Origin of the sequence: Nocardiopsis sp. RV163, from assembly GCF_001029525.1 — a bacterium.
GTDB lineage: Bacteria > Actinomycetota > Actinomycetes > Streptosporangiales > Streptosporangiaceae > Nocardiopsis > Nocardiopsis dassonvillei.
Genome location: NZ_LEKI01000075.1, coordinates 1 through 24779, shown reverse-complemented (window position 1 = coordinate 24779; position 24779 = coordinate 1). Strand labels below are relative to the sequence as shown.

General features: G+C 74.8%; 20 protein-coding genes and 2 pseudogenes. 11 read left to right on the top strand and 11 right to left on the bottom strand.

Annotated features, from left to right (window positions below; all coding sequences use genetic code 11):
* Both ABD54_RS14785 and ABD54_RS14780 read right to left on the bottom strand, forming a co-directional pair.
* A partial coding sequence (locus ABD54_RS14785) for an FAD-dependent monooxygenase (protein ID WP_047870059.1) occupies positions 1-1258 on the bottom strand: 1258 nt, incomplete at its 3' end.
* A gap of 73 nt (positions 1259-1331) precedes the next feature.
* Positions 1332-2294, bottom strand: a complete 963-nt coding sequence (locus tag ABD54_RS14780) for an MBL fold metallo-hydrolase (protein WP_047870058.1) — start codon at positions 2292-2294, stop codon at positions 1332-1334.
* 378 nt (positions 2295-2672) lie between these two features.
* Between ABD54_RS14780 and ABD54_RS14775 the strand changes: the two genes are divergently transcribed.
* Both ABD54_RS14775 and ABD54_RS14770 read left to right on the top strand, forming a co-directional pair.
* Entirely contained in the window at positions 2673-3206 is a 534-nt protein-coding gene (locus tag ABD54_RS14775) for a MarR family winged helix-turn-helix transcriptional regulator (protein WP_047870057.1), read from the top strand.
* 89 nt (positions 3207-3295) lie between these two features.
* The gene (locus tag ABD54_RS14770) at positions 3296-4354 is read left to right on the top strand and encodes an aminotransferase class V-fold PLP-dependent enzyme (protein ID WP_047870056.1); all 1059 of its coding nucleotides are present in this window, start codon (positions 3296-3298) and stop codon (positions 4352-4354) included.
* 69 nt (positions 4355-4423) lie between these two features.
* Here ABD54_RS14770 and ABD54_RS14765 read toward each other — a convergent pair whose 3' ends face one another.
* Positions 4424-5689: a GNAT family N-acetyltransferase gene (locus tag ABD54_RS14765; RefSeq protein WP_047870055.1), complete on the bottom strand. Its 1266-nt coding sequence runs from the start codon at positions 5687-5689 to the stop codon at positions 4424-4426.
* Between the two features lie 347 nt (positions 5690-6036).
* Here ABD54_RS14765 and ABD54_RS14760 point away from each other — a divergent pair, with 347 nt between their 5' ends.
* Positions 6037-6498: a GNAT family N-acetyltransferase gene (locus ABD54_RS14760; RefSeq protein WP_047870061.1), complete on the top strand. Its 462-nt coding sequence runs from the start codon at positions 6037-6039 to the stop codon at positions 6496-6498.
* A gap of 235 nt (positions 6499-6733) precedes the next feature.
* Here ABD54_RS14760 and ABD54_RS14755 read toward each other — a convergent pair whose 3' ends face one another.
* Together ABD54_RS14755 and ABD54_RS14750 are read right to left on the bottom strand one after the other, a co-directional pair.
* On the bottom strand, positions 6734-8341 hold the full coding sequence (locus tag ABD54_RS14755) for an ABC-F family ATP-binding cassette domain-containing protein (RefSeq protein WP_047870054.1): 1608 nt from the start codon (positions 8339-8341) through the stop codon (positions 6734-6736).
* A gap of 671 nt (positions 8342-9012) precedes the next feature.
* Positions 9013-10293 carry a GNAT family N-acetyltransferase gene (locus ABD54_RS14750; protein ID WP_047870053.1) on the bottom strand — a complete coding sequence of 427 codons (1281 nt, stop codon included), beginning with the start codon at positions 10291-10293 and terminating at the stop codon, positions 9013-9015.
* Positions 10294-10558: 265 nt separating this feature from the next.
* Between ABD54_RS14750 and ABD54_RS14745 the strand changes: the two genes are divergently transcribed.
* Together ABD54_RS14745 and ABD54_RS14740 are read left to right on the top strand one after the other, a co-directional pair.
* Positions 10559-11575 carry an N-acetylglucosamine kinase gene (locus tag ABD54_RS14745; protein ID WP_047870052.1) on the top strand — a complete coding sequence of 339 codons (1017 nt, stop codon included), beginning with the start codon at positions 10559-10561 and terminating at the stop codon, positions 11573-11575.
* A 247-nt stretch (positions 11576-11822) separates the two neighbouring features.
* Positions 11823-12674, top strand: a complete 852-nt coding sequence (locus ABD54_RS14740) for a siderophore-interacting protein (protein WP_047870051.1) — start codon at positions 11823-11825, stop codon at positions 12672-12674.
* Positions 12675-12766: 92 nt separating this feature from the next.
* On the opposite strand, the gene ABD54_RS14735 is transcribed toward ABD54_RS14740, so the two are convergent.
* Positions 12767-14125 (bottom strand): NAD(P)/FAD-dependent oxidoreductase, encoded by a 1359-nt coding sequence (locus ABD54_RS14735; RefSeq protein ID WP_047870050.1) that lies wholly within the window; start codon positions 14123-14125, stop codon positions 12767-12769.
* Between the two features lie 298 nt (positions 14126-14423).
* Here ABD54_RS14735 and ABD54_RS14730 point away from each other — a divergent pair, with 298 nt between their 5' ends.
* Complete coding sequence (locus ABD54_RS14730; RefSeq protein WP_047870049.1) at positions 14424-15056, top strand: trimeric intracellular cation channel family protein; 633 nt, start codon at positions 14424-14426, stop codon at positions 15054-15056.
* Here the strand turns inward: ABD54_RS14730 and ABD54_RS14725 are convergent.
* Entirely contained in the window at positions 15011-15979 is a 969-nt protein-coding gene (locus ABD54_RS14725) for a LysR substrate-binding domain-containing protein (protein ID WP_047870060.1), read from the bottom strand. The genes ABD54_RS14730 and ABD54_RS14725 overlap by 46 nt on opposite strands.
* A 101-nt stretch (positions 15980-16080) precedes the next feature.
* Between ABD54_RS14725 and ABD54_RS14720 the strand changes: the two genes are divergently transcribed.
* The 3 genes and pseudogenes from ABD54_RS14720 (at position 16081) to ABD54_RS14710 (ending at position 18417) form a co-directional block, all read left to right on the top strand.
* A complete protein-coding gene (locus ABD54_RS14720) occupies positions 16081-17004 on the top strand; it encodes a threonine/serine dehydratase (protein ID WP_047870048.1) in 924 nt (307 codons plus the stop codon).
* Between the two features lie 148 nt (positions 17005-17152).
* Positions 17153-17824 carry a 1-acyl-sn-glycerol-3-phosphate acyltransferase gene (locus ABD54_RS14715; protein WP_047870047.1) on the top strand — a complete coding sequence of 224 codons (672 nt, stop codon included), beginning with the start codon at positions 17153-17155 and terminating at the stop codon, positions 17822-17824.
* 98 nt (positions 17825-17922) lie between these two features.
* Positions 17923-18417, top strand: a pseudogene (locus ABD54_RS14710) (metallophosphoesterase family protein).
* Between the two features lie 79 nt (positions 18418-18496).
* Here the strand turns inward: ABD54_RS14710 and ABD54_RS14705 are convergent.
* Positions 18497-19543 carry a sodium:calcium antiporter gene (locus tag ABD54_RS14705; RefSeq protein WP_047870046.1) on the bottom strand — a complete coding sequence of 349 codons (1047 nt, stop codon included), beginning with the start codon at positions 19541-19543 and terminating at the stop codon, positions 18497-18499.
* A 78-nt stretch (positions 19544-19621) separates the two neighbouring features.
* On the opposite strand from ABD54_RS14705, the pseudogene ABD54_RS29530 reads away from it, so the two are divergent.
* Together ABD54_RS29530 and ABD54_RS14700 are read left to right on the top strand one after the other, a co-directional pair.
* Positions 19622-19963 (top strand): annotated as a pseudogene (locus ABD54_RS29530) (hypothetical protein); the annotation flags it as partial.
* A gap of 85 nt (positions 19964-20048) precedes the next feature.
* Complete coding sequence (locus tag ABD54_RS14700; protein WP_047870045.1) at positions 20049-20828, top strand: DUF2071 domain-containing protein; 780 nt, start codon at positions 20049-20051, stop codon at positions 20826-20828.
* Between the two features lie 74 nt (positions 20829-20902).
* Here ABD54_RS14700 and ABD54_RS14695 read toward each other — a convergent pair whose 3' ends face one another.
* From ABD54_RS14695 to ABD54_RS14685, 3 genes are read right to left on the bottom strand one after another with little or no spacing between them, the layout of a single operon-like run.
* Complete coding sequence (locus ABD54_RS14695; RefSeq protein WP_047870044.1) at positions 20903-22996, bottom strand: xanthine dehydrogenase family protein molybdopterin-binding subunit; 2094 nt, start codon at positions 22994-22996, stop codon at positions 20903-20905.
* Complete coding sequence (locus ABD54_RS14690) at positions 22993-23985, bottom strand: xanthine dehydrogenase family protein subunit M (protein ID WP_047870043.1); 993 nt, start codon at positions 23983-23985, stop codon at positions 22993-22995. The genes ABD54_RS14695 and ABD54_RS14690 overlap by 4 nt, the downstream gene beginning before the upstream one ends.
* Entirely contained in the window at positions 23982-24485 is a 504-nt protein-coding gene (locus ABD54_RS14685; protein WP_047870042.1) for a 2Fe-2S iron-sulfur cluster-binding protein, read from the bottom strand. The genes ABD54_RS14690 and ABD54_RS14685 overlap by 4 nt, the downstream gene beginning before the upstream one ends.
* Positions 24486-24779 lie beyond the last annotated feature (294 nt).

The window sequence follows — 24779 nt, the reverse complement described above, 5'->3', positions numbered from 1 at the left end:
GGGGCCTGCCGCCGAAGGGCCGTTCGGGGCAGGGGGTGGTCAGGGACGAGTCGGTGTACCAGAAGGGTTCGGCCAGGCGCCCGGAGTCGACCCGGGCGCGGGCCGCCTCCTCGGTGAGGGCCGCTTCGAGCACGGCCAGGCGGGTGCGGTGCTCCCCCTCGTCCTGGGGGACGAGGAAGCGCATGGTGGCGCTGGTGACGTCGGCGTTCTCCAGGGCGGCGGCGTGGCGCTCGGCGTGGTAGCTCTCCAGGAGTTCCCCGCCCGCCCATCCGGCCAGGACGTAGGCGAGCTTCCAGGCGGCGTTCTCGGCGTCCTGGACCCCGGAGTTGAGGCCGCGGGCGCCGAAGGGGGCGACCAGGTGGGCGTTGTCGCCGAGCAGCAGGACGCGGCCCGCGCGCATGCGTTCGGCCACGCGGGTGTGGAACCGGTAGACCGAGTGCCAGACGATCTCGTAGGGCCGCTCGCCGATGATCTGGCGGATGCGGGCCTCCAGTCGGCCGCTGGCCTCCTCGGCGTCGAGGTCGAAGTCGGAGGGCACCTGCCAGTCGATGCGGTACACCGAACCGGGGCAGGGGTGGATGAGCACCTGGCGCCCGGGGTTCCACTCGGGGTCGAAGTAGAAGCGGCGTTCGCGCTCCCATCCGGCCAGGTCGGCGCGGATGTCGCAGATGAGGAAGCGGTCGTCGAAGGTGGTGCCGTCGAAGGACAGGCCCAGGGCCTCGCGGACCACCCCGCCGTGGGCGCCCAGGCACGACAGGGCGTGGGAGCCGCGCAGGCGGACGGGGCCGTCGGGGGTGCGGCACTCGACGGTGACGCCGCGCGCGTCCTGGGAGAGGCCGGTGACCCGGTGGTTCCACAGGGTGCGCACCCCGGCGGCGGCCAGGCGCTCGTCGAGGACCTGTTCGGTGCGGGACTGGGAGATGTTGACGAACGGCGGCAGGGGCGAGGCGCCCGGGTCGGGGAGGCGGACGCTGAACAGCTCGCTGTCGCGGTAGAAGGTGCGGGCGGTGTCCCAGGTCAGCCCCTCCTCCGCGACCTGTCCGGCGCCCAGCCAGTCCCAGACGTCGAGCACGTCGCGCTGCTGGCAGATGGCCTTGGAGCCGACCGAGTCGCGTTCGGGCCGTGCGTCCATGAGGAGTACGGGGACGCCCCGCCGGGCCAGCAGCAGGGCCGCGGTCTGGCCGACCGGACCCGCGCCGAGCACCAGGACGGGTTCGGCGGCGGTGTCCGCGGGGGTGCGTGGAGCGGGGGGTCGCATCTGGTGGCTCCGTTCGGCGTGGACGCCCCGTACGGGCGTGGAAGGGTCGGGGTTCGGTGTGCGGGGCGGCGGGTCAGCCCTGGAGCTGGTCCCAGACCTCGCGGTCGCGCTCGGCGGTCCAGATGACCGGGCGCTCGATGCCGGAGAACTCGTCCCACAGGCGGGAGACGTCGAAGGGCAGGCAGTGCTCGAAGATGGGCCAGTGGCCGTAGTCGCCGACCAGCGCGGCGTGGGTGGCCTCGAATGCCTCCTTGAGGGTGCCGCCGCGTCCGTGGACGGCGCCGACCTCGCGGATCATGACGTCGAGGAAGCCGCGGGTCTGCTCGATGGCGGCGTCGACCTCCTCGCGGCCGCGGCTGACCGCGCCGCGTCCGCCGACGAGCATCTCGGCCTCCAGGGCCTTGACGCCGTCCAGGGTGGCCCCGGCCCAGTCGCGGTGGAAGGCGTCGCCGGTGTAGAGGGCGGCCTGGGCCTCGACGAGGTCACCGGCGAAGAGGATCCTCTGCTTGGGCAGCCAGGCGACGATGTCGCCCTCGGTGTGGCCGCGGCCGAAGTACTGGAGGACCAGCTCCCCGCGGTCGCCGCCCAGGTCGATGGTGGTGCGGTCGGCGAAGGTCTGGGTGGGCCAGGTCAGCCCGGGCACGGAGTCGGCGTCCTTGGCCAGGCGCGGCATGCGGGCGAACTCGCTGGCCCAGTCCTCCTCGCCGCGCTCGCGGATGAGCTCGTGGGTCTTCTCGTGGGTCAGGATGATCTCGGCGTCGAAGGCGCTGGCGCCCAGGACGCGGACCGCGTGGTAGTGCGAGAGCACCAGGTAGCGGATCGGCTTGTCGGTGTGCTCGCGCAGCTTGGCGAGCCACTCCCCCGCGGCGGCGGGCGTGGCCAGGGCCTCGAAGGCCACGAGGAAGTCCTCGCCCTCGATGGCGCCCACGTTCGGGTCGCCCTCGGCGGTGAGGGCGTAGACGCCGTCGGCCAGGACCTCCAGGGTCTGCTCCTTGGCCTCGGTGTCGGCGGATGAGGCGAACGGCTTGGCTGCCATGGTCGGGGCCCTTCACTCGCTCCGGGCGGCTGCCGCCGCCCAATTGATCAAAGGTTTGATGATCCTGACCATAACGTGCTCCGCGCCACAGGACCAAGAGGCCCGGAGCCCGCTAAGGAGTGATACAGATCACATGATACGACGGTGGCGGGCGTGTCCGCCGACCTCCCACCTGGCGGTTCGCGCCCGCGGCCCCGCCGGAGGGCAGGCGGAGCCGCGGCGGGGGCAGGCGGGGGCGCGCGGTGCCGAGGCGGCTCCGACCGGTGCCGACGCGCGCGCCGGGCGCCGGGACCCGGGGCGGGCGTCCGCCGACCGACGCGGACGCGCGGGGCCGGGCGCGACCGACCCGCCGGGGGATCAGGCACTAGGCTGACCGGCGTGACCCACGACACCGCCCCCGAACTCACCTTCTGGTCCTTCGTGGACTACGCGGTGCGGAAGGCCGAGCAGGAGCTGCCCTCCGTGAACGCCGACGCCATGCGGATGGTCCTGACCCTCAACCGGGCGACGAGTATGGTCGTCTACGACCTGGAGTCGTCCGTGCACCGCCCGCGCGGTCTCACCTGGCCCGGGTTCCGGGTGATCTTCGCGCTGTGGCTGGCCGGGCCCATGGAGGCCAAGACCGCCGCCGAGATCTCGGGGATGAGCCGGGCCGCGCTGTCCGCTCTGCTCAACACCCTCCAACGCGACGGGCTCATCGTGCGCGAGCGCGCCGCCCACGACCGGCGCGCCCTCCAGCTCAGCCTCACCGAGGCCGGGTACCGGGCGATCCTCGGCGGTTTCCGTGCGCACAACCGGCGCGAGAGCGCGTGGGCCGAGGCTCTGGAACCCGACGAGCGCCATGAACTCGTGCGCCTGCTCAACAAGCTCATGGCGGGCTCCACCGAGGCCAAGGCCAAGTTCCGCAACTGAGGCCGCCGGGGGCACCGCCGCCAAAGGCAGTCCTTTCCCGGCCGGAATGGACCTTGAGCGGTCCCCGCCGCGCTGTGAGCATCGGGGGCATGGACGAAGCCGGACGGGCCCGCCTGCGGGCCGCGCAGCAGGAGTTCGCTGCCGAGAACACCTACCTCAACACCGCCACGCACGGCCTGACGCCCCGGCGGGCGCTGCGGGCCCTGGAGCAGCACACCCGCGACGTGGCCGCGGGCCGGTTCCAGCCGGGCGCGGCCGACTCGGGCATCGAGCGCGCCCGCTCCGCCTACGCGCGCCTGACCGGGGTGCCCACCTCCCACGTGGCCATCGGCAGCCACGCCTCACAGTTCGTGGGCACGGTCGCCGCGAGCCTGGCCCCGGGCGCGCGGGTGCTGACGGCGGCCGACGAGTTCAGCTCGGTCGTCCACCCCTTCATGGCCAGGGCGGACGCGGGGATCAGCGTGCGCGAGGTGCCCCTGGCGGACCTGGCCTCGCGGGTGGGACCGGACACCGACCTGGTCGCCGTCTCGGCCGTGCAGTCCGCCGACGGTGCGATCGCACCCGTGGAGGACCTGATCGCGGCCTGCGCCGACCACGGGGCGCGGCTGCTGCTGGACACCACCCAGGCCGCCGGGTGGCTGCCGCTGCCCGTGGACCGCGTCGACTACACGGTGTGCGCCACGTACAAGTGGCTGCTGGGCCCGCGCGGTTCTGCTCTGCTCACCGGCACCGAGGAGGCGCTGGCCGAACTCTCCCCGCTGGCCGCGAACTGGTACGGGGCGCACGAGCCCTGGAAGTCGCTCTACGGCGGCCCGCTGCGGCTGGCCGAGGGCGCGCGGCGCCTGGACCTGGCACCGGTGTGGGGGGCGTGGGTCGGGCTGGAGGAGACCCTGTCCCTGATGGAGGAAGTGGGGGTGGAGGTCGTCCGTGAGCACAATGCCGCCCTGGGGGACCGCTTCCGAGAGGCCGTGGACATGGAGCCCGCCGGGTCGGCGATCGTGTCGGTCCCGGTGCCCGAGGGCGCGGTGGAGCGGGTGGCCGAAGCGGGGATCGTCACGGCGGCCCGCAACGGGCGGATGCGCGCGGCCTTCCACCTGTACAACGACGAGTCCGACGTGGACCGGCTGGTCAAGGCCCTGAAGGGCTGAGGGCGGCAACGGCGCGGGGCCGCCGGTCTCCGGGGGCGCTGGCGCTCCGGAGACCGGCGGCCCGCGGGGTCAGAAGATCAGACCGCAGAAGGGCGCGCGGGAGCGGTGCAGGGCCGCGTCCAAGCGCTCCACCGCGCCCGGGGTGTGCTCGGTGATCAGACCCGCGCGCAGGTAGCCGTCAAGGGAGGTCTGGCCCAGGTGGGCGGCGCCCAGGTGCGACACGTCCAGGCTGAGGTCGGGGGCGGCGCCGGTGGCCTCCACACGGGCGCCGCCGGTGTCCGCCTCCAGGCGCCAGCGCCCGGCGTTCCACGGGGCGAACCGGTCGGCGACCTCAAGGACCGCCTCCACCGGAGCGGCGTAGGAACGTTCGGCCAGGGCTCCGGGCACGTCCACCAGCCGCACCCACAGGGAGGTGTAGAGCGTGGGCGCCGCCCGGCCGCTGTCCACGAGCAGGTGTCGCAGCGGGTCGTCCACGGCCACGGTGTCGAAGGAGATCTCGGTGACGAGGTCGCGGTTGAACAGGTGTTCGTACAGAGCGGTCCAGGCGGCCGGGGTCGTGGCGGTGACCTCCTTGACGCACACCTCACCGCGCGAGCCGTCGCGCTCCCAGCTGTTGCGGGTGCGGTAGAGCGCGTAGCCCAGCGGCCCGTCGGGGCCGCTGACCACCGCGGCCCGCAGCGGGCCGCGGCCCCCGCGGAACTGGGCCTGGTCGCGCAGGACCCGGTCCCACCAGTGGGCGGCGCGCTGGAACTGGCCGACCTGCACGGCGGCGACCTCACGGTGGACCCGCTCCAGGTCCGGGCGCACCTGCCCGGGGTCGGCCAGGCGGACCCGCAGAGCGGGGTCGCGGGGCGCGTCGGCGCGCAGGCGGGCGTGGGGCTGGCGGACGGCGGTCTCCATCTCGGTGACCGCCGGGCCGTAGCCGAACCGGCCGTAGATGGCGCCCTCGGAGGCCCACAGCGCGGCGTAGCGCTCCCCGCGCGCGTGGATGTCGGCGAGCTGGCGGCGCATGAGCGCGCTGAGCACGCCGCGGCGGCGGTACGTGGGCCACACGCCCACACCGGTCACCCCGGCCACCGGGCGCGGGCCGCCGGGCAGGGCCATCTCGAAGGCGAAGTCGTTGACCGCGCCCACGATCTCGTCCCCGTCCACGGCGGCCAGGACGCGGTCGTAGCCCTCGGCGTCCAGAAGGGGGCGCAGGAAGGGCTCGCGGTCCTCGGGCGGGTCCGGGGAGAGCAGCGCCTCACCGACGACGCGCATCACCTCGGCGTACTCGTCGCGGTCGGTTCCCCGTACGGTCCATTCGGTCGGGGTGACGTCCCCTCCGGCGTTCACGGCTGCGGTCCTCCACTCTTCGAACCGGGGATCGGCGCACTCGCGGCGAGGGCGGGACGGGCCCGGGTTCCACTTCGTGTTCAGTTCGATACTGGCATGTTCCGGACACGGGTCCCAGTCCGGGACGGCGCGCCCTGAGTTCCAGGGGCGGGGAGCACGGCGCGCAGGGCCCGGAGGGCCAGAGCCACAACGTACGGACTCCACCGGGAGGCGTGCCACTCCTTTTCCCGGCGCGGGGCGGGTCCGGCGCCCTACCTCCGTGCGGTCCCGGGGGAGCGTTGCGGGTGGGTTCCCGATACCTGCGGTGCGCGCTGGTGGCCGACCGAGGCCGGTACTACCGTGCTGCCATGCTGTTGCGCTCCGCCCGTCCCGGGGACGGCCCGGGCATCGCCGCCCTGATCGGCCGCGCCTCACCGCACCTGGACGAGAAGGGCTACCCGGCCTCGCTGCTGCCCGAGGACATGGTGGTGCTCGTCGCGGAGGCGGGCGGCGCGGTGGTGGGCTGGGTGGAGGGCGTGCTGGACGGCGTCTACGAGGGCTCGGGGAGCCCGGCACCGCCGCCGCACGGGTACGTGCTGGCGGTGGTGGTGGACCCGGGATGGAGGCGGCGCGGGGTCGGCAGGGGCCTGCTGGAGGGGTTCGTGGAACGGGCCCGCGCGGCCGGGGTCGAGTGGGTGTTCCTGCTGCCCGAGGAGGGCGAGGGCGCCGAGGGCAGGGTGGAGTTCTTCCTGCGGTGCGGGTTCACGCCCGTGCACGACCCCGGCAGGGAGTGGCCCGCCATGGGGCGGTGGACCCGCGACGCCGGGTAGCCCGCAGCGGAGCAGGTAGGGGCACGCGCCGGTGGCTACCGGGCCCGGTCCGGCCGGAGCCGTTGCCGGTGCCGGTGTAAGGCGAGGGTCTCCTCGGACCGCGGGGATCTCGTGCTCGTGGCGGGGTCGCGCGCTCCAGCCCCTCCACCCGTACAAGGCCCCGGAGGACCGGAGAGCGGGTACCGGAAACCGCCCCGGTGCCCGCCGGCCCCCGACCGGCGGGCACCGCTCGGCGTCAGTCCCCCAGTTCGGCGCGCTGGCGCAGGCCTCCCTCCCGGTCGACCTCCAGGACGGTGTCGATCCCGAGCCTGCGCAGGAACCCGTGGTCGTGGCTGACGACCAGGAGCGCGCCGCGGTAGGCGTCGAGGGCCTCGGCGAACTGCTCGACACTGGAGGTGTCGAGGTTGTTCGTCGGCTCGTCGAGGACGAGCAGCTGCGCGGGCGGCTGCGCCAGGAGCAGCGTGGCGAGGCAGACGCGGAACCGCTCGCCGCCGGAGAGCGTGGCGACGGGGCGGTCCACACCGTCCCCGCGCAGCAGCAGGCGGGCGAGCTGGTTGCGGACCTCGCCCGGCGGCGTGCCGGGGGCGACCGCCCGCACGTTCTCCAGCGCGCTCGCGGCGTCGTCCAGGCCGTCCAGGCGCTGGGGCAGGTAGCCCACGCGGTCGGTCAGGAGCGTGCCGTGCGCGCGGCCCGGAACCGGACCGCCGCCGTGGACGAGCTGCTGGATCAGGGTCGACTTCCCGGCTCCGTTGGGGCCGACCAGGGCGACGCGTTCGGGCCCCTGGACGACGACGGTGCGGCCCTCGGCGTGGAACTCCGCCAGACGGCGGCCGCGCGGCACGTCCGGATCGGGAAGCGTGAGGCGGATGTGCTGATCCTCGCGCACGCGCGCGTCGGCGGCGTCGACCGCGGCCTGCGCGGCCTGGACCTTGTCGTCCAGGGTCGAGCGCATCGCCCCGGCCGAGGCCTGCGCCTTGCTGGCCCGGTTTCCCGCGAGGATCTTGGGGATGCCGCCGTCCTTCTGCGTCTTCCTGGCCGTGCGCTCGCGGCGGGCGAGCTTGGTCTCGGCCTCCACGCGCTGGCGCTTCTCGACCTTGAGGGCCTGCTGGGCCGACCGGGCCGCCTGGACGGCGGCGGCCTGCTCCTGTTCGAGGTGCTCCTTCCAGGCGCTGTAGGGTCCGCCGAACACGTCGAGGCTCCCGGCGTGGAGTTCGGCGGTGCTGTCCATGTGTTCGAGCAGTTCGAGGTCGTGGCTGACGACGACGAGGGTGCCGGGCCAGGTGTCGACGAAAGCGGCGAGCCTGGCCCGCGCGGGCCGGTCGAGGTTGTTGGTGGGCTCGTCGAGCAGGGTGATCGGGGTGCGCCGCAGGCGCATGCCGGTGACGGCGATGAGCACCGCCTCGCCGCCGGAGACCTGCGCGACGCGGCGGTCGAGGTCGGCGGCGGTGAACCCGATCTCGTGCAGGGCCTCGTCTGCGCGCGCCTCGATGTCCCAGTCGTCGCCGACCGCGTCGAAGTGGCGTTCGTCGGCGTCGCCCGCCTCGATCGCGCGGAGCGCGGCGAGGGTGGCGTCGATGCCGAGCAGTTCGGCGACCGTCGCCTCCGTGCCCAGGGTCAGGGTCTGCGGGAGGTAGCCGACGTCGCCGACCGCGTCGACGCGTCCAGAGGCGGGGCGCAGGTAACCGGCGATCAGGCGCAGCAGGGTGGACTTGCCCGCGCCGTTGCGGCCGACGAGTCCGGTGCGCCCGGTCGTGAGGGTGCCGCTCACATGGTCGATCGCGACCGTGCCGTCCGGCCAGGCGAAGGTGAGGTCGGTGAGTGTGACGGCGGACTTGGTGGACATGCTGGGAGCTCTCCTCGTGCCCGGCGGCGGGCGACCGCGTGGTCGGGCCGCGGGGCGGGGTCGGTGGCGGGGAACACGCGGACGCCGACGGGGCTGTGCCGGGCGGATGCGTGTTCGGCCCCTGGCGGGCCGCGGGAGCGGACGGGTCGGCGTCACCACGCGCGCACGCGGAGGAGGCGGGAATCCTTGAGGACTTCCCCGGCCGTCGCCGCGGGCATTCGAACGGGGTGCCGACCGTCTGCGCTCCCGTGGGCGGGGCTGACGTCACCGCGCGCACGGGGGCGCGGTCGGTGGTCGGCGTCGGAACGCGCCGGAACGGACCGGGACGGGGAGCGGACCGCGAAGCCGGGGGGCGTACGCGGACGGGGCGCCCCGACGGGGTCGAGGTCGTTCACCGGGGCGCGGTACGCGCCCTCGCGGGTGAAGGCCACCGGCGGTTCGGTGGCTAGAGTCTGTCGACCTCGATGAGCTCCATGCCCGTCATGCTACCAGCGGGCCCTGGGAACGCGTCGGGGTCCCTGGGGCCATTGGGGATCTCCAGGGCGGTTGGGTCCTCTGGGACCGCTGAGGCCCTGGGACGCCCGCCTGCGGGGCCGACCGGCGCCCACGTGATGGCGGGCTCACGGGACCGTGTGCCCCGCGCACCGTGAGCGGTACGCGGGGCCGGGCCGTCAGAAGTCGGTGCCGCAGAAGGGCGCGCGCGGCGCGTGCAGGGCGGTGTCCAGGCGGGCCGCCGCGCCGGGGGTGTGCTCGGTGAGCAGCCCCGCGTCCGCGAAGGCGCTCAGTGTGCGTCCGCCGAGGTAGGCCGCGCCCAGGTGGGAGGCGTCCAGGGCGAGGTCGGGGGCGGCGCCGGTCGGGCTCACGCGGGCGCCGCCGGTGTCCGCCTCCAGGCGCCAGCGCCCGGCGTTCCACGGGGCGTAGCGGTCGGCGACCTCCAGCACGGTGTCCACCGGGGTGGCGTAGGGGCGGTCGGAAAGGGCGCCGGGCAGGTCCACCAGGCGCACCCACAGGGCGTCGAAGTCCCGCCGGACCAGGCGCCGGGGGTCGGCCAGCAGGAAGGTGAGGGGGTCGTCCCCGGGCAGTTTCTCGAAGACCGCCTCGCTGGTCAGGTCGCGGTCCAGGAGGTGTTCGTAGAGGGCGACCCGGGCGGCGGTGGAGACGGAGGCCAGCTCGCGCACCACCACCCGCCCCGAGGGAAGACCGTCCTCCCACCGGTTGACGACGCGGTACAGCGCGTAGGCGCGGGGCCCGTCGGGGCCGCGCACCAGGGCCGCGCGCAGCCGTCCGGGCCCGTCGGCCTCCTTCTTGTCCTGGAGCACCAGGCTCCACCAGTGCTCGTCGCGGGCGAACTGGCCCGCGCGCTGGGGCAGCGCCTCGCGGTACACCCGCTCCACCTCCCGGCGGACCTGGGCGGTCTCGGCCAGTTCGAGGGCGAGGGAGGGGTCCCGGGGCGCGTCGGGGCGCAGGCGGGCGTGGGCGCGCTGGATGGTCGCGTTGGTCTCGCGGAAGGCCAGGCCGTAGCCGAAGCGGGCGTAGATGCCGCCCTCGGAGGCCCACAGCGCGGCGAGGTTCTCGCCCCGGTCCCGGACCTCGGCGAGCTGGCGGCGCATGAGCGCGCTGAGCACACCGCGGCGGCGGTAGGTGGGCCACACGCCCACGCCGGTCACGCCCGCGACGCGGCGGGGCCCGCCGGGCACGGTCATCTCGAAGCCGTGGGACAGGGCGGTGCCGACGACGCGGTCGCCGTCCACGGCGAGCAGGGTGCGGTCGTGCTCGGTGGTGGGGTGGTCGCGTTCGTTGTCCAGGATCTCCCGGGCGGAGAGGTTGAGGGCCTCGCAGAAGACCCTGACGGCCTCGGGGTGGTCCTTCTCCGTACCCTCGCGCACGGTCCACGCGGGGGCGTCGTCGCGGCGGGAGGGATCGTGCGGGTCGTGCTGTGGCGCGCCTGTCATGGCACCGACCCTCTCAGCCGTCACGGGGAGCGCGCCAGTGGGTTTCCCGGCGCGCCGCGCGCCTCCCGTGCGGCGCGGACGCCTGTTCCCCCGTGCCCGGCCGCTGCGGCGGACCGCCTCTTCCTCGTCCGCCGCGCGGACCCGGCCGCCGTGACGAGTAATACGCGGTGCCACGGGGCACCTCTCCTCTGTGACACGTACGATCTCCTCTTCTTCCCGTGCCCGATCCGACCAGTCGGGCGACCGGCGCGGACTCGTCCTGGGGGTGGACGCGGGGGGCACCGCCACCCGGGCGCTGGTGGCCACCCTTTCCGGAGAGCGTCTGGGCGAGGCCCGGGCCGGGGGCGCCAACCCCAACTCCCACGGCGCGGAGCGGGCCGCCGAGCGGCTGGCCGAGGCGGTCGCGGGTGCGCTCGACGCGGCCGGGCCGCGGGCGCGCGGGGCCGTGGCCTTCGGCGTGGTCGGCCTGGCGGGGGTGTCCGCGCTGCGCGACGACGAGGTGCGCGCGTGCCTGGAGCGGGCCCTGGCCGGAGCGGGACTGGCTCCGGAGAACACGGCGTTCACCGGCGACGACGTGGTGGCCTTCGCCTCGGGAACACCGGGGTCCGACGGCACGGTGCTGATCGCGGGGACCGGGGCGATCGCCACCCGGGTCGAGGAACGCAGGCGGACACGTTCGGCCGACGGCATGGGGTGGCTGATCGGCGACGAGGGGTCGGGTTTCTGGATCGGGCACCAGGCAGCCCGGGAGACGGCGCGGCAGTTGTCCCGGGGCGGGGAGCTCAGTCCGCTGGCGCGCGCGGTGGCCAAGCAGGTCATTCCGGGCCAGCGCCCCTCACGCGGGGAGGAACACCTGCCCGAGGAGCACGCCCGCGACTTCGCACGGGTCCTGACCACGGCCGCCCCGGTCACGCTGGCCGCGCTGGCGCCGCTGGTCAGCGAGGCCCACGCGCAGGGCGATCCGGCGGCCGAGGTGATCGTGGAGGCCGCGGCTGGACACCTGGCGCACTCGGTGCACCAGGTGCGCTCGCCCGGGGAGCGCCTGCCGGTGGTGCTGGCCGGCGGGGTGCTCTCGCGGTCCGAACCGGTGCGCGCGGCGCTCACACGCAAGCTGGCGCTGTGCGCGGCGGGGGCGCAGGTCGCCGCGGCCGGGTGCACGGCGGGCGCGGCGGCCTGGCTGGCAGCCCTGCGTGCGGGGGCGCCGGAGGACGACCGGCGGCTGCACGCGGTGTTCACCCTGGCCGGCCGCGCCCCGGGCGAGGACCGGCCCGACGCCGCCTGAGTGCGCGCGCCCGCACTCCGTCGTGGCAGCGGGGTCACCCGAGGTGCGCGCCCGATCCGACCACCCCGCACGCGCGAGCCGGTCCCGCCCCGGGGCGGGCTGCCGCAGCCCCACGACGGGGCGCGGCGTGATGATCGGTTCTGATTCGGGCCCCACCGGGGCGCAGGTTTTGCCCTGGTGCGTCACTGTGCCTTACGGTAAGCCCCACTTAGGTTTACCTAACTCACCCCGGAAGAAAGAGGGCGCCGTGGCACAGCGGCAGGGACGGGCCAGGACCGTCCACACCGGAAGGGTCGAGGCGGTCGAGCAGATCACCCCGCACATGGTCAGGGTCGTCCTGGGCGGGGAGGGCCTGGACGCGTTCTCCACCGACGGTCACACCGACAGCTACGTCAAGCTGCTCTTCCCGCCACCCGCGCCCGGCGATCCCGAGCCCTTCGACCTGGAGCGCGTGCGCGCCGAACGCCCCCGCGAGGAGTGGCCGGTCACCCGCACCTACACCGTGCGCGACTGGGACGCCGAGGCCCGGCGGCTCACCCTGGACTTCGTCCACCACGGCGGCACCGGACTGGCCGGGGTGTGGGCGGCGGGCGCCAGGCCGGGCGACCGGCTGCGCCTGATGGGCCCCGGCGGCGCCTACTCCCCCGACCACGGCGCCGACTGGCACCTGCTGGCCGGGGACGAGAGCGCCCTGCCCGCCATCGCCGCCGCCGTGGAGGCGCTGGCCCCGGACGCCGCCGCCCACGTGTTCGTCGAGGTCGGCGGCCCGGAGGACGAGCTGAAGCTGGAGTGCGGCCCGGGCGTCCGCATGCACTGGCTGCACCGCGGGGACGGGGCCGTCGGCTCGGTCCTGGTCCCCGCCGTGCGCGCCCTCGACTTCCCCGAGGGCCGTATCCACGCGTTCGTGCACGGCGAGGCCGCCTTCGTCCGCGACCTGCGCCGTCTGCTGCGCGTCCAGCACGGCCTGCCCAAGGAGCGGCTGTCGGTGTCGGGCTACTGGCGCCTGGGCCGCGACGAGGACGGCTGGCAGTCGAGCAAGGCCGAGTGGAACCGCGGCGTGGAGGCCGAGGAGGAGGCCGCCCTGGCGGGGAGGGCCTGACCACCCCGCCGGGCGCCCGCGCCCCGGTGCGTTCCGTGCCCGGGGAGGCCGGGCGGCGTCCGGCCTCCCCGCCGGACGCCGGTGCCGCCGCCTCACATTTCGAGGTTCTCCAGGGCGATGAGGTAGGCCTCGTTGTACGTGGGGAACTGCGGGATCGAGTCGAGCAGTACCGCGACCGGCAGGCCGGTGCGGATCGCCAGCGCCGCGGTGTGGATCCACTCCGAGGCCATCGGGGAGAACGCCCACGCGCCCACCAGCACGCCGCGGCGGCGGTCGGCGACCAGGCCGAGGGTGCCGCGCGGCTCGGTGTCGTAGGTCCAGGGCCGGGCCAGGGTCTGGGGCAGGTCTGCCTCGGCGGTGGCCGTGTCGATCCCCTGTTCCCGCGCCTGGGCCTCGGTGAGCCCCACCCCGGCGATCTCGGGGTAGGAGAAGATGACGCGCGGCACGCCGGTGTAGTCGGCGGCCCGGTCCCTGCCAAGGATGTTGTCGGCGACCACGCGCCCCTGGTACTTGGCCACGTGCGTGAACAGGGCCCGGCCGGTGGCGTCGCCGACCCCCCACAGCCCGGGCGCCGCGCGGCAGCGCTCGTCCACGCGCAGGCTGGCGCGGTCCAGCTCCACCCCGGCCTCCTCCAGCCCCAGGCCGCCGCCGCGCGGGCGGCGGCCGGCGGCGAGCACGATCACGTCCGCCTCCACGTGCTCGCCGTTGTCCAGCGTCGCGCGGATCCCGTCCCCGTCCCGGGCCACCGCGGAGACCTGGGTGTCCAGGTGCACGGTGACGCCGTCGCGGTCGAACTGGTCGCTGATCAGCTCGCACAGGCGGGGTTCCTCGCGGTTGACCAGGCGCGGGCCGCGTTGGACCAGGGTGACCTGGGAGCCCATCCGGGCCAGGAACTGGCCCAGCTCCACCCCCACGGCGCTGCCGCCGACCACGACGGCCCGGCCGGGCACGTCGGTGAGGGTGGTGGCCTCGCGGTTGGTCCACACCACGGAGGGGTCCAGGTCGTCCAGCCCCTCGATCGGCGGGCGCACCGCCTCCGAGCCGGTGGCCACGACGACGTGGTCGGCGGTGAGCTCGGTCTCGCCCACCGCCACCCGCCACGGGTCGCGGCCGATGACGCGCCCCTCGCCGCGCAGGACCAGGGCGCCCTGGTCCCGGTACCCCTGGACCTGCGCGGAGTCGTCCAGGTGGCGGATCATCTGGTCCCGGTAGTCGCGCAGCTCGGGCCAGCGCAGGTCCGGGCGGGAGACACCGGCGGCGCCCTCGGCCTCCTGGCGCACCTCCGGCGGGCGCAGCAGCACCTTGGTGGGGATGCAGGCCCAGTAGCCGCACTCGCCGCCGATGAGTTCGCGCTCGACCACCGCCACGCGCTTGCCGGCGGCGAGCAGCCTGCCCGCGACGGTCTCACCGCCCGGCCCCATTCCGATGACGATCGCGTCCATGTGTTGCATGTGTCCTCGTTCCGCCCGGGTCCCGGTCACCCCCGATGGTGTCGCCTGCCCGTGTTCCGGGGAAGTCCCGACACGCCGCAGTTCTCCGGGTTCGCGCGGCCCGGTCCGGGCCCGGGGAACGGTGCCCTGGTCGCGGCCGTGCGCGCCGCGGTTCGGGCCGCCCTCGGCGGCGGAACGACCCGGTGCGGCGCGTCACGGCACCCGCGCGCGTCACACGCGTCCCGGACGTGGTGGAATAGCCGATCGGCGTTCTGGCCGCCGCCCCGTCCGAAAGGAACCGCCGTCCCGGCGCACCCGCATGTCCACGCAGACCCTGATCCTCGTCCTGGACCTCCTCGGCATCCTCGCCTTCGCCGTCGACGGGGCGCTGACCGGCATCCGCACCGCACGCCTGGACATCGTCGGCGTCCTGGCCCTCGGCGTGGTGACCGCCCTGGGCGGCGGCGTCATCCGCGACCTGCTGCTCGGTGTGACCCCGGCGACCTTCCAGGACTGGCGCTACATCGGCACGGCGCTGCTGGGCGCGACCGCCGCGTTCTTCCTCAGCGGGCAGCTCACCCACCTGAACCGGCCCATCCTGGTCTTCGACGCGGCCGGGCTGAGCCTGTTCGCGGTGATCGGGGCGACCAAGGCCCTGGAACTGGGTTTCGGTCCGCTCCAGGCCACCCTGCTCGGCGTCGTCACCGGAGTGGGCGGCGGCACGATCCGCGACGTCCTGCTGAACCGGGTGCCGACGGTGCTGAGCGCCAACTCGCGCCTGTACGCCGTCCCCGCGCTGCTGGGCGCGGGCCTGGTCGCCGTCGCTTACTGGGCGGGCCTGACCTGGGGCTGGATCGCCGTGGTGGGGGCGGTGCTGTGCTTCACCGTGCGGCTGCTGGCACTGCTCTACCGCTGGAACGCGCCCAGCCCGCCGGGTTCCCCTCCCCTGTGAGAACCGTCAGCGTCCCCGGCTCCGCCGAGCACGCGGGAGGCGACGCCGCGCAGGAGTTCGACCATCGCCGGGACCGGCTCGGGCGGGCGGCGCCGGTGGACGGCGTAGATCTCGCGGGCCAGGCGGGTGCCGCGCAGCGGACGGCTGGCCCAACCGCCGCGGCGGTCCGAGCCCAGGATGCTCAACGGGACCAGGGCCACCCCCACCCCGGCCTCGACCAGGGCCAGGGCCACCTCGTAGTCGCGGGTCTCGTAGGCCACGTTCAGGCGCACCCCGGCGGCAGCCGCCGCGGTGTCCAGGCTGATCCGGTTGTGGATGCCCGGGGCCCCGCAGATCCACTCCTCGCCCGCCAGGTCGGCCAGCGCCACCTCGCGGTCGGCCAGGGCGTGGCCCTCGGGCACGACCACCAGCAGCGGGTCCACCAGAACGCGTTCGCGGTGCAGGCCACCGGCGCGCGGCAGGGGCACGCCCGGGTAGCGGTGGGTCAGGAGCAGGTCCAGGTCGCCGGAGGCGACCAGGCCGTACCCGCCCGGGGGCTCGATGTCGGACAGCGACAGGCGCACATGGGGGTGCCGGCGCCCGAAGGCGGCCAGGGTGGCGGGCAGCAGGACCTTGCCCGCGCTGGCGAAGGCCCCCAGGGACAGGCGGTCGGGGGACTCGCCCGCCACGGCCCGCACGGCGGCCTCGGCGTCGCGCAGTTCCCCCAGCACCCGTTCGCCGTGTTCGAGCAGGACCCGGCCCGCCTCGGTGAGGGTGGCCCCGGTGCGGCCGCGTTCGACCAGGGTGCAGCCGACCTCGCGCTCCAGCTTGGTGAGCTGCTGGGACAGGGCGGGCGGGGTGAAGGACAGGCGCTCGGCGGCCGCGGCGATCGACCCCGCGTGCGCGATCTCCACGAGCACCCGCACCCGGTTGGCGTCCAGCACGGCGTCCCTCATTCCACACAAGGTCAGGTACAAAGTTTCGCTTAACGATCTTTAGCAGACCCAACTTTAAGTTAATGGCCGGTAGGGGCACAGTGGGCTGTATGAGCACCACGACCGCGCACGCCGCGCCCACGGCCACCGATGTCCGTGCCGCCGCCGAACGCATCGCCCCCTACGCCCGCCGCACCCCGGTCATGCACGCCGAGGTGGACGGGCGTCCGCTGACGCTCAAGCTGGAGCACCTCCAGCGCACCGGGGCGTTCAAGCTGCGCGGCGCCCTCAACGCCCTGCTGGGCGGGGAGGAGACCGACCGGGTGATCACCGCCTCCGGCGGCAACCACGGCCTGGGGGTGGCCACCGCCGCCCGCCTGCTGGGCGTACGCGCGACGGTCTACGTCCCCGAGTCGATCCCCGAGGCCAAGGCGGCGCCGCTGTCCGCCACCGGCGCCGAGATCGTCAGGGTGGGAGAGCACTACGCGGTGGCCGCCGAGGCGGCCCGCACCCGCGCCGAGGCCGAGGGAGTGCGCTACCTGCACGCCTTCGACGACGCCCTCGTCGTGGCCGGTCAGGGCACGCTCGGACTGGAGATCGCCGCCGACGCGCCCGAGTGCGACACCATCGTCGTCGCGGTGGGCGGCGGCGGGCTGGTGGCCGGTGTGCGCCTGGGCGCGGAGGGGCGGGAGGTCGTGGGCGCCGAACCCGAGGGCTGCGCGAGCATGCACGCCGCGATGGCCGCCGGACACCCCGTCCAGACCCCCGTGGACTCGGTGGCCTCCTCCGCGCTGGGCGCGGCCACCCTGGGACGGGTCCCCTTCGACGTGCTGAGCGCCCACCCGGTGACCCGGGCCCTGGTGAGCGACGCCGAGATCCTGCGGGCCCAGGACCGGCTCTGGGAGGAGTTCCGTATCGCCACCGAACCGGCCGCGGCCGTGCCCTTCGCCGCCTGGCTGGCGGGGCGCGTCCCCGGCGAGCGGCCGTGCCTGGTGGTGTGCGGGGCCAACGCCGAGTGGCGCCGCACAGCCTGACCCCACGGGAATCCGCACGTCACGGGCTTGTTCCGCCACCTCTCCCCGCATGGTGACCTGGAACACTCTCCTCGTGGCCGACCCGTTGTTACCCACGGGTCGGCCTTACATTGGACTCCGTCATCCGACCATTGGTGAGGGAGAACACGTGTTCTACGGTGCGTTGCGGCAGACGGTATCGGTACTCGCCCGTACCCTGTGCCGTCCGACCGTCGAGGGCCGTGAGAACGTCCCCACCGACGGAGCGGTCCTGCTGGCCAGCAACCACCTGTCCTTCATCGACAGCGTGATCATCCCGCTGTCGGTCACCCAGCGCCGCGTGCGGTTCCTGGCCAAGTCCGACTACTTCGAGGGGACCGGCCTCAAGGGGCGCGTCACCAAGACCGTGTTCTCCTCCCTGGGTGCCATGCCGGTGCAGCGCCGCGACGCGCGCGGGGCCATGCTGTCCCTGGAGATGATGCTGGAGCGGCTCAACGAGGGCGAGGCCTGCGTGATCTACCCCGAGGGCACCCGCTCCCGCGACGGGCGCCTGTACCGGGGCCGCACCGGCGTGGCGCTGCTGGCGATGGAGTCCAAGGCCCCGGTCGTGCCGGTGGCGGTGGCGGGAACCCAGGACGTGCAGCCGGTCGGCGCCTCCATGCCGCGCCCGCGCCCCTACAGCATCCGCTTCGGCGAACCGCTGGACTTCTCCACCGGCTACGACCACCTGGCTCCCGGCAAGGCGCGCCGGGAGATCACCGACCGGATCATGGACTCCATCCACGCGCTGTCGGGCCAGGAGCGGGCCAAGGGGTACAACACCCTCGGCGCCGACGAGTGACCGGAGCGCGACCGCGACGACGCGGGCGAGCAGCCGGGCACGAGCGGCGGAGCGGGCCGCGCGCGCAGGCGCCCGGTCGGCGCCCGCGTCGCCTACGCATGCGCGTACTGATCGTGTCCGACACCCACATCCCGCGCCGCGCCCGTGACCTGCCCGAACAGGTCTAGCGCGAGGTCGACCGGGCCGACGCGGTGATCCACGCCGGGGACTGGTGCGACCTGGCGGGCCTGGAACGCCTCGACGCGCGGGCCGAACTCCTGGTCGGCGTCCACGGCAACAACGACGGCGCCGACCTGCGCGCGCGGCTGCCCGAGGTCGCCCGCGCCACGCTCGGCGGGGTGCGCTTCGCGGTCGTGCACGAGACCGGCGACGCGCGCGGGCGCGAGAAGCGCTGCCAGGAGCGCTTCGCCGACTGCGACGTGCTGGTGTTCGGGCACTCCCACATCCCCTGGGACACCACCGCCCCCTCCGGTCTGCGCCTGCTCAACCCGGGCTCCCCCACCGACCGGCGGCGCCAGCCCCACCACACGTACATGACGCTGGAGGCCGAGGACGGCCGCCTGGACGGGGTCCGGCTGCACCGGGTGGGCTGAAGGGGAGCCCGGGGCCCGCGCCGAAGGGGAGAGCCCGTTCGGCGCGGAACCCGGGGCCCGCGCCGGGACGCGGACGGCGTCAGAACGTGAGCACACTGAGGATTCCCAGGTAGAGCACGATCAGCAGCACGCCCTCGAAGCCGATCCGGCCCCACCCCTTCGTCTGGCGGATGATGAGCCCGGCGAGCAGGACCACGGTCATCAGCAGCGCGCCGACGGTGAGGAAGAGTTCGTCTGCAGTGGCCGCGTGGTATAGCGAACCCCCGCGGTAGAAGGCGTCGCCCACGGCTACGTTGAGCGCGTCCAGGCTGTTGCCGCCGATGATGGCGGACACCGCCAGGGTCATGGCGCCCCGCCGGACCGCGGCGACCGCCGCGACCGTCTCGGGGATGGCGTTCACCGCGCCCATGGCCACCGCGCCGACCAGCCCCGCGCTGAGCCCGGTGGACTCCACGATCACGCCCGCCGCCTCGGCGAGCGCCCAGCCGCCCACGGCCACCACGACACCCACCGCGAGGAAGCGCGCCCACAGCACGCCCGTGCCGGTGCCGTCCTCCTCGTCGGTGCCGTCGTCGTCGGGGACGTCCACCACGGTCTCCCGGGTGCGCACGGCCCGCCACATGGGCTGCTCGTTCTCCTGCCTGATCAGCCAGAGCCCGCCCATGTAGAAGGCGATCATCCCGACCGAGGCGGGGTGCACCCCGAGGAGCGTCACGTCCGGGCCGAAGGCGGTGAGCACGACCACGGACAGCAGTCCGATGAGCAGGCAGCAGAAGAGCAGGTTCGCCGAGGAGGCGGCGGCGTGCTCCAGGTTGGCGCGCCGGTAGAAGAAGTCGGCCACCGCCAGCGCCATCGTCTGCGCGGCGATGCCCCCGACCGCGTTGCTGTAGGCCAGTCCGGGCTGGTCCCCGGCGGCGCTGACCGCGGTCATCACGATCCCCGACAGGGACGTGGCCAGTCCGAAGAAGACCGCGCCGAAGACCGCCTCGCCCCAACCGGTGCGGTCGGCCAGGACGTCGCCGAGGGAGGTCATCCGAACACTGGCCACCACGGTCACCGCGGCCACCAGGACGAAGATCGCGACGCTCCACCCCAGCGGCCAGGGGGGAGATAACGCCTCCAGCATGCCCACCTCTTCCTTCTGCTGTGCTTCAGGACCGGCTTCTACCCCCTCCCTGTAAGACAAACCCGGGCAAAAACTGGCGTGCCGCCGCAGGGAGTGCGTCGGCGGAGCGGCCGAGGCTACACGGAAAGGCCGAACCCCCTCCAATCACCGTTGCCGTCCGGAGACCCGGGCAGCCGGAGTCGGAATGACGCAGTGCGACGGCCGCGTCCCACTGTGACGAGGCCGACGTGTTCCGGCGCACCGAGCACCTCCAGTTCGAGGCCGGACCCGAGGTTCCCGACGACGCTCCACGCGGCCAGGCTCCAGGAGCCCACCAGCGGCGCCTACGGCGGAATGACCGTCACCACGCAGTGCCTGTTCCGGGGGTGGAACTGCCGCGTCGGGGACGGGTACGAGAACCTGATCATGGACGTGGCCGCCGAGGGGATCGGCCGCCCGGACGGCGCGGGCGTAGGCTCTGCCGCAACACGGGCGCGGACCGCGCCCCGACGGAGCGGGAGGCCCGGTGCGGGAGCAGCCAGCGCGCGCGGTCCAGCGGCGGCAGCCGCCCCTGGACCCGGACCCGCCGCCCCTGCCGGGGTCCGCCGCACCGCTCTACCAGGGCTGGTACGACGTCCTCTTCGCGCACTGGGCCGTGCCTCCCGAACGCGTGGCGCCGCTGCTGCCAGAGGACACCCGCCCCGACGTGCTGGACGGGACCGCCTACGTCGGGCTCGTGGCCTTCCGCGTGCCCTTCACCACGGCCGCCGGAATCCCCCTCGGCGGGTTCGGCGAGGTCAACGTGCGCCTGTACTCGGTGGACGGACACGGCCGCCGGGGCGTGGTCTTCCTGTCCATGGACGCCGACTCCGCGCACAACGTCCTGGCCGCGAGGGTCCTGGTGGGCGTGCCGTACATGTGGTCGGACGTGTCCCTGTACACGGGCGGCGACGGCGTGCGCGCGGGAGCGGTGCGCCGCCGCCTCCCCCCGGGCGGGGCCCGGGGGCGGTGGCGGGCGAGTGTGGGCGAGCGGGTGGAGCGCGAGTCCCCGCTGGAGCGGTTCGTGACCGCGCGCTGGGGCCTGCACACCCGGCGCGCGGGGCGCACGTGGTGGATCGGGGTGGACCATCCGCGCTGGCCGCTGTTCCGCGCCCACTCCTGGTCCTATGAGGGCGACCTGCTCCGGGCGGCGGGTGTGCGCGTGGACGGCCCGGAGCCGGTGTCGGTGCTGTGGTCGCCCGGTGTGGACACCGGTGTGCGCCCCTCGGCGCTGCCAGCTCCCCGGACGGGGCCGCTCCTCCCGTAGCGTTGCGCGCGGTCCGCTCCGCTTCCGGCGCGGCCGGTCGTGGTGCGCCCGTGCGGGCGCACCACGACCGGCCGTCAGCGCAGGAGCTTGTCCGCCGTGACCGGAAGGTCCCGCACCCTGGTACCCGTGGCGTGGTGGACGGCGTTGGCCACCGCCGCGGCGGTGCCGACGATGCCGATCTCACCGGCGCCCCGCGACCCCATGGGGGTGGCGCGGGGGTCCTCCCCGTCCAGCCACTCCGCCCGCAGGTCGCCCACGTCGGCGTTGGTGGGGATGTGGTACTCGGCGAAGTCGCCGTTGGCGATGTGCCCGTGGCGGGGGTCCCGGAAGCTCTCCTCGTGCAGCGCCATCGACAGGCCCATGACCATCCCGCCGAGGAACTGCGAGCGCGCCGTGCGCGGGTTGACCACCCGGCCGACGGAGAACAGGCCGTACATGCGCGGCACCCGGACCTCGCCCGTGTCCGCGTTCACCCGCGCCTCGGCGAAGTGCGCCCCGAAGGAGTAGACCGAGTACGACTCGTCCACGGTGTCCTCCGCCCCGCGGCCCTCGGCCTGCGCGCCCGGGGCCGGGGAGTCCCCGTGCCGGTCGCGGAAGGCGCGGGCGGCGGCCACGACGGCCGTCCCCCAGGAACTGGTTCCGCTGGAGCCGCCCGCGACCGAGGCCGGCGGGAAGGCGGTGTCGCCGATGCGCAGCCGGATGGCCGAGGCGGGCAGGCCCAGCGCGTCGGCGGCGATCTGGGTGAGCGCGGTCCAGGCCCCGGTGCCGATGTCGACCGCGCCGATGGACACCTCGTAACGGCCGTCCCCGCCGTAGCGGACACGGGCCACCGAGCCGGGGTTGAACAGGTGCGGGTAGCTCGCCGAAGCCACGCCGGTGCCCACCAGCCAGTCCCCCTCCCGGCGGACCCCGGGGCGGGGGTCGCGCCCGTGCCAGCCGAAGCGCTCGGCGCCCTCGCGCAGGCAGCGCACCAGGCGCCGGTCCGACCACGGGGAGCCGCTCTGGGGGTCGGTCTCGGGCTCGTTGCGCACGCGCAGCTCGATCGGGTCGACGCCGCAGGCCTGGGCGAGTTCGTCCATGGCGGCCTCGGCGGCGTACATGCCCGGCGCCTCGCCCGGGGCGCGCATCCAGAAGTTGACCGGTACGTCCAGGGGCGCGGTCCGGTGGGTGGTGCGGCGGTTGGGCGCGGCGTACATCCACCGCGAGCACATCGCGCTGTTCTCGGTGAACTCCTTGATCCTGGCGGTCTGCTCCACCGAGTCGTGGACGACCGCGGACAGGCGCCCGTCGCGGTCGGCGCCCAAGCGCACCCGCTGGATGGTGGGCGTGCGGTAGCCCACCAGGCAGAACATCTGCTGGCGGGTCAGCGCGAACTTGACCGGCCGCCCGGGCAGGGCGCGGGCGGCCATCGCGGCGAGGACGTCGTGCGCGTGTGCCTCACCCTTGGAGCCGAAGCCGCCGCCCACATGGGGCGCGACCACCCGGACCCGTTCGGGGTCGAGCCCGAACACCCCGGCCACGGAGGCGCGGACCAGGTGCACGCCCTGGGTGGAGTCGTAGAGGGTGAGGTCGCCGGTGCCCTCCTCCCACAGGGCCGTGGTGGTGTGCGGCTCCATGGGGTTGTTGTGCTCGGTGGGCGTGCTGTAGGTCTGGTCGACCACGATTTCGGCGGCGGCCAGGGCGGCGTCGGGGTCGCCCTGCTCGGCGTCGGAGGCGGGGCCCTCGTCGTCCTCGCCCACGGGCCGGTAGAGGCCGCGGTGGTCGGCGGTGAGCACCACGTCGTGTGAGGAGCGCTCGTAGTCCACCTTCACGAGTCCGGCCGCCTGGCGGGCGGTCTCGGGGGTGTCGGCCACGACCGCGGCGACGAACTGGCCGTGGAAGGACACCTCGCGGGACTGGAGCACCGCGAACTCGCGGTCCTCGGTGTCGGCGAGGCGTTCGGCGTTGTCCGGGGTCAGGACGGCGCGCACCCCGGACAGCGCCTCGGCGGCGGAGGCGTCGACCGCGGTGACGCGCCCGCGCGCGACGGTGGACAGCACCGGGTGCAGGTACAGGGGGTCGGCGAGCGGGTGCTCGTAGGCGTAGGGCGCCCGCCCGGTGACCTTGTCGGCGCCCTCCAGGCGGGTCAGCGGCCGACCCATGGCCCGCGCGTCCAGCGTCCCGGTCATCGCGCCTCCTCAGCGGTCAGGCCGCGCAGGGTCGCGGCCAGGGTGTTGACGGCCATGGGGACCTTGAAGGCGTTGTCCGGGCCGGTGGCGGCGTCGGCGAGTTCCGCGCGGGCGGCCTCGCGGAAGGCCTCCTCGGTGGCCGGTCCCCCGCGCAGAGCCTCCTCGGCGCGGCTGGCCCGCCAGGGCGCGTGCGCCAGACCGCCGAAGGCCACGCGCACGTCCTCGACGGCGCCGTCCACCACGCGCAGCGCCGCGGCCACCGACACCAGGGCGAAGGCGTAGGAGGCGCGGTCGCGCACCTTGCGGTAGGCGGAACGGGAGGCCGGGGGCAGGCGGGGCAGGTCGACGGCGGTGATGAGGTCGCCGTGTTCCAGGACGGTGTCGCGCCGGGGTTCGTCCCCCGGGAGGCGGTGCAGGCCGGGCATGTCCACGGTGCGCTCCCCGGCGGGTCCCAGCACGTGGACCCGGGCGCCAAGAGCGGTCAGTGCGACCGCCAGGTCGGAGGGGTGGGTGGCCACGCAGTGCTCGGAGGCGCCCAGGACGGCGTTGTAGCGGCCGTAGCCCTCGATCGCCGAGCAGCCCGTGCCGGGTTCGCGCTTGTTGCAGGGCATGGCGGTGTTCTGGAAGTACACGCACCGGGTGCGCTGGAGGAGGTTGCCGCCCGTGGTGGCGGCGTTGCGGAGCTGGCCGGAGGCACCCGCCAGCAGGGCCTGGGAGAGCACGGGGTAGTCGCGGCGGACGCCGGGGTGGGCGGCCAGGTCGCTGTTGGGCACGGCGGCGCCCACGCGCAGGCCGCCGTCGGGCAGTTCCTCGACCCGGTGGCTGAGCAGGTCGCGCACGTCCACGAGGGAGGTGGGCTCGGCGACGCCGAGCTTCATGTGGTCGACCAGGTTGGTGCCCCCGCCGATGTAGGAGGCGCCGGGGTCGCCCGCGACCGCGGTGACCGCCTCGGCGGCCCCGGCGGGGCGGGTGTAGTGGAAGGGCTTCACTGCGCGGCCTCCCGGATCGCGGCGACGATGTTGACGTAGGCGCCGCAGCGGCACAGGTTGCCGCTCATGCGCTCGCGGATCTCGTCGTCGTCGAGGCCGACCCGCGCTTGGAGGTCCTCGGTGACGTGGCTGGGCCAGCCGGCGGCGGCCTCCTCCAGCATGCCCACGGCCGAGCAGACCTGGCCGGGCGTGCAGTAGCCGCACTGGAAGGCGTCGTTCTCTACGAAGGCGCGGGCGACGGGGTGCAACCGCCCCTCCCCGGCGAGTCCGGCGGCGGTGGTGACACCGGCGCCGTCGTGCGCGACCGCGAAGGTCAGGCAGGACACGACGCGGCGGCCCTCCAGCAGGACCGTGCAGGCCCCGCACTGGCCGTGGTCGCAGCCCTTCTTGGGCGAGGTGACGCCCAGCCGGTCGCGCAGCGCGTCCAGCAGGGTGGTGCGCGTGTCGACGGTGAGCTCGCGTTTGTCCCCGTCGACGTGCAGTGTGATCGTGGCCTCCACCGGCAGTGCCCTTCCTCTTGTGTGGGTCGGTGTCCTGCGCGCCGCCGTCCACGCGGCCCGCCCGGCGCACCGCGCCGGGGACTCGTCACAGTCTGTGACAGTCGTGGGGCTCCCGGAAGCCGACACGGCGCGCGGGACCGGGAAGCGGGAGTCCGGGGAGCCGCAGCTCCGGCGCGTAACCCGCGGGGGGAGGGCTAAACACCCGCACCTGCTCACCCGAGCCGTGGTCGTGGCGGGTCCGGCGCCCGCGCACGGGGGCGGGACCGCTGACCCGGCGGCGGTCGGTACGGGTCG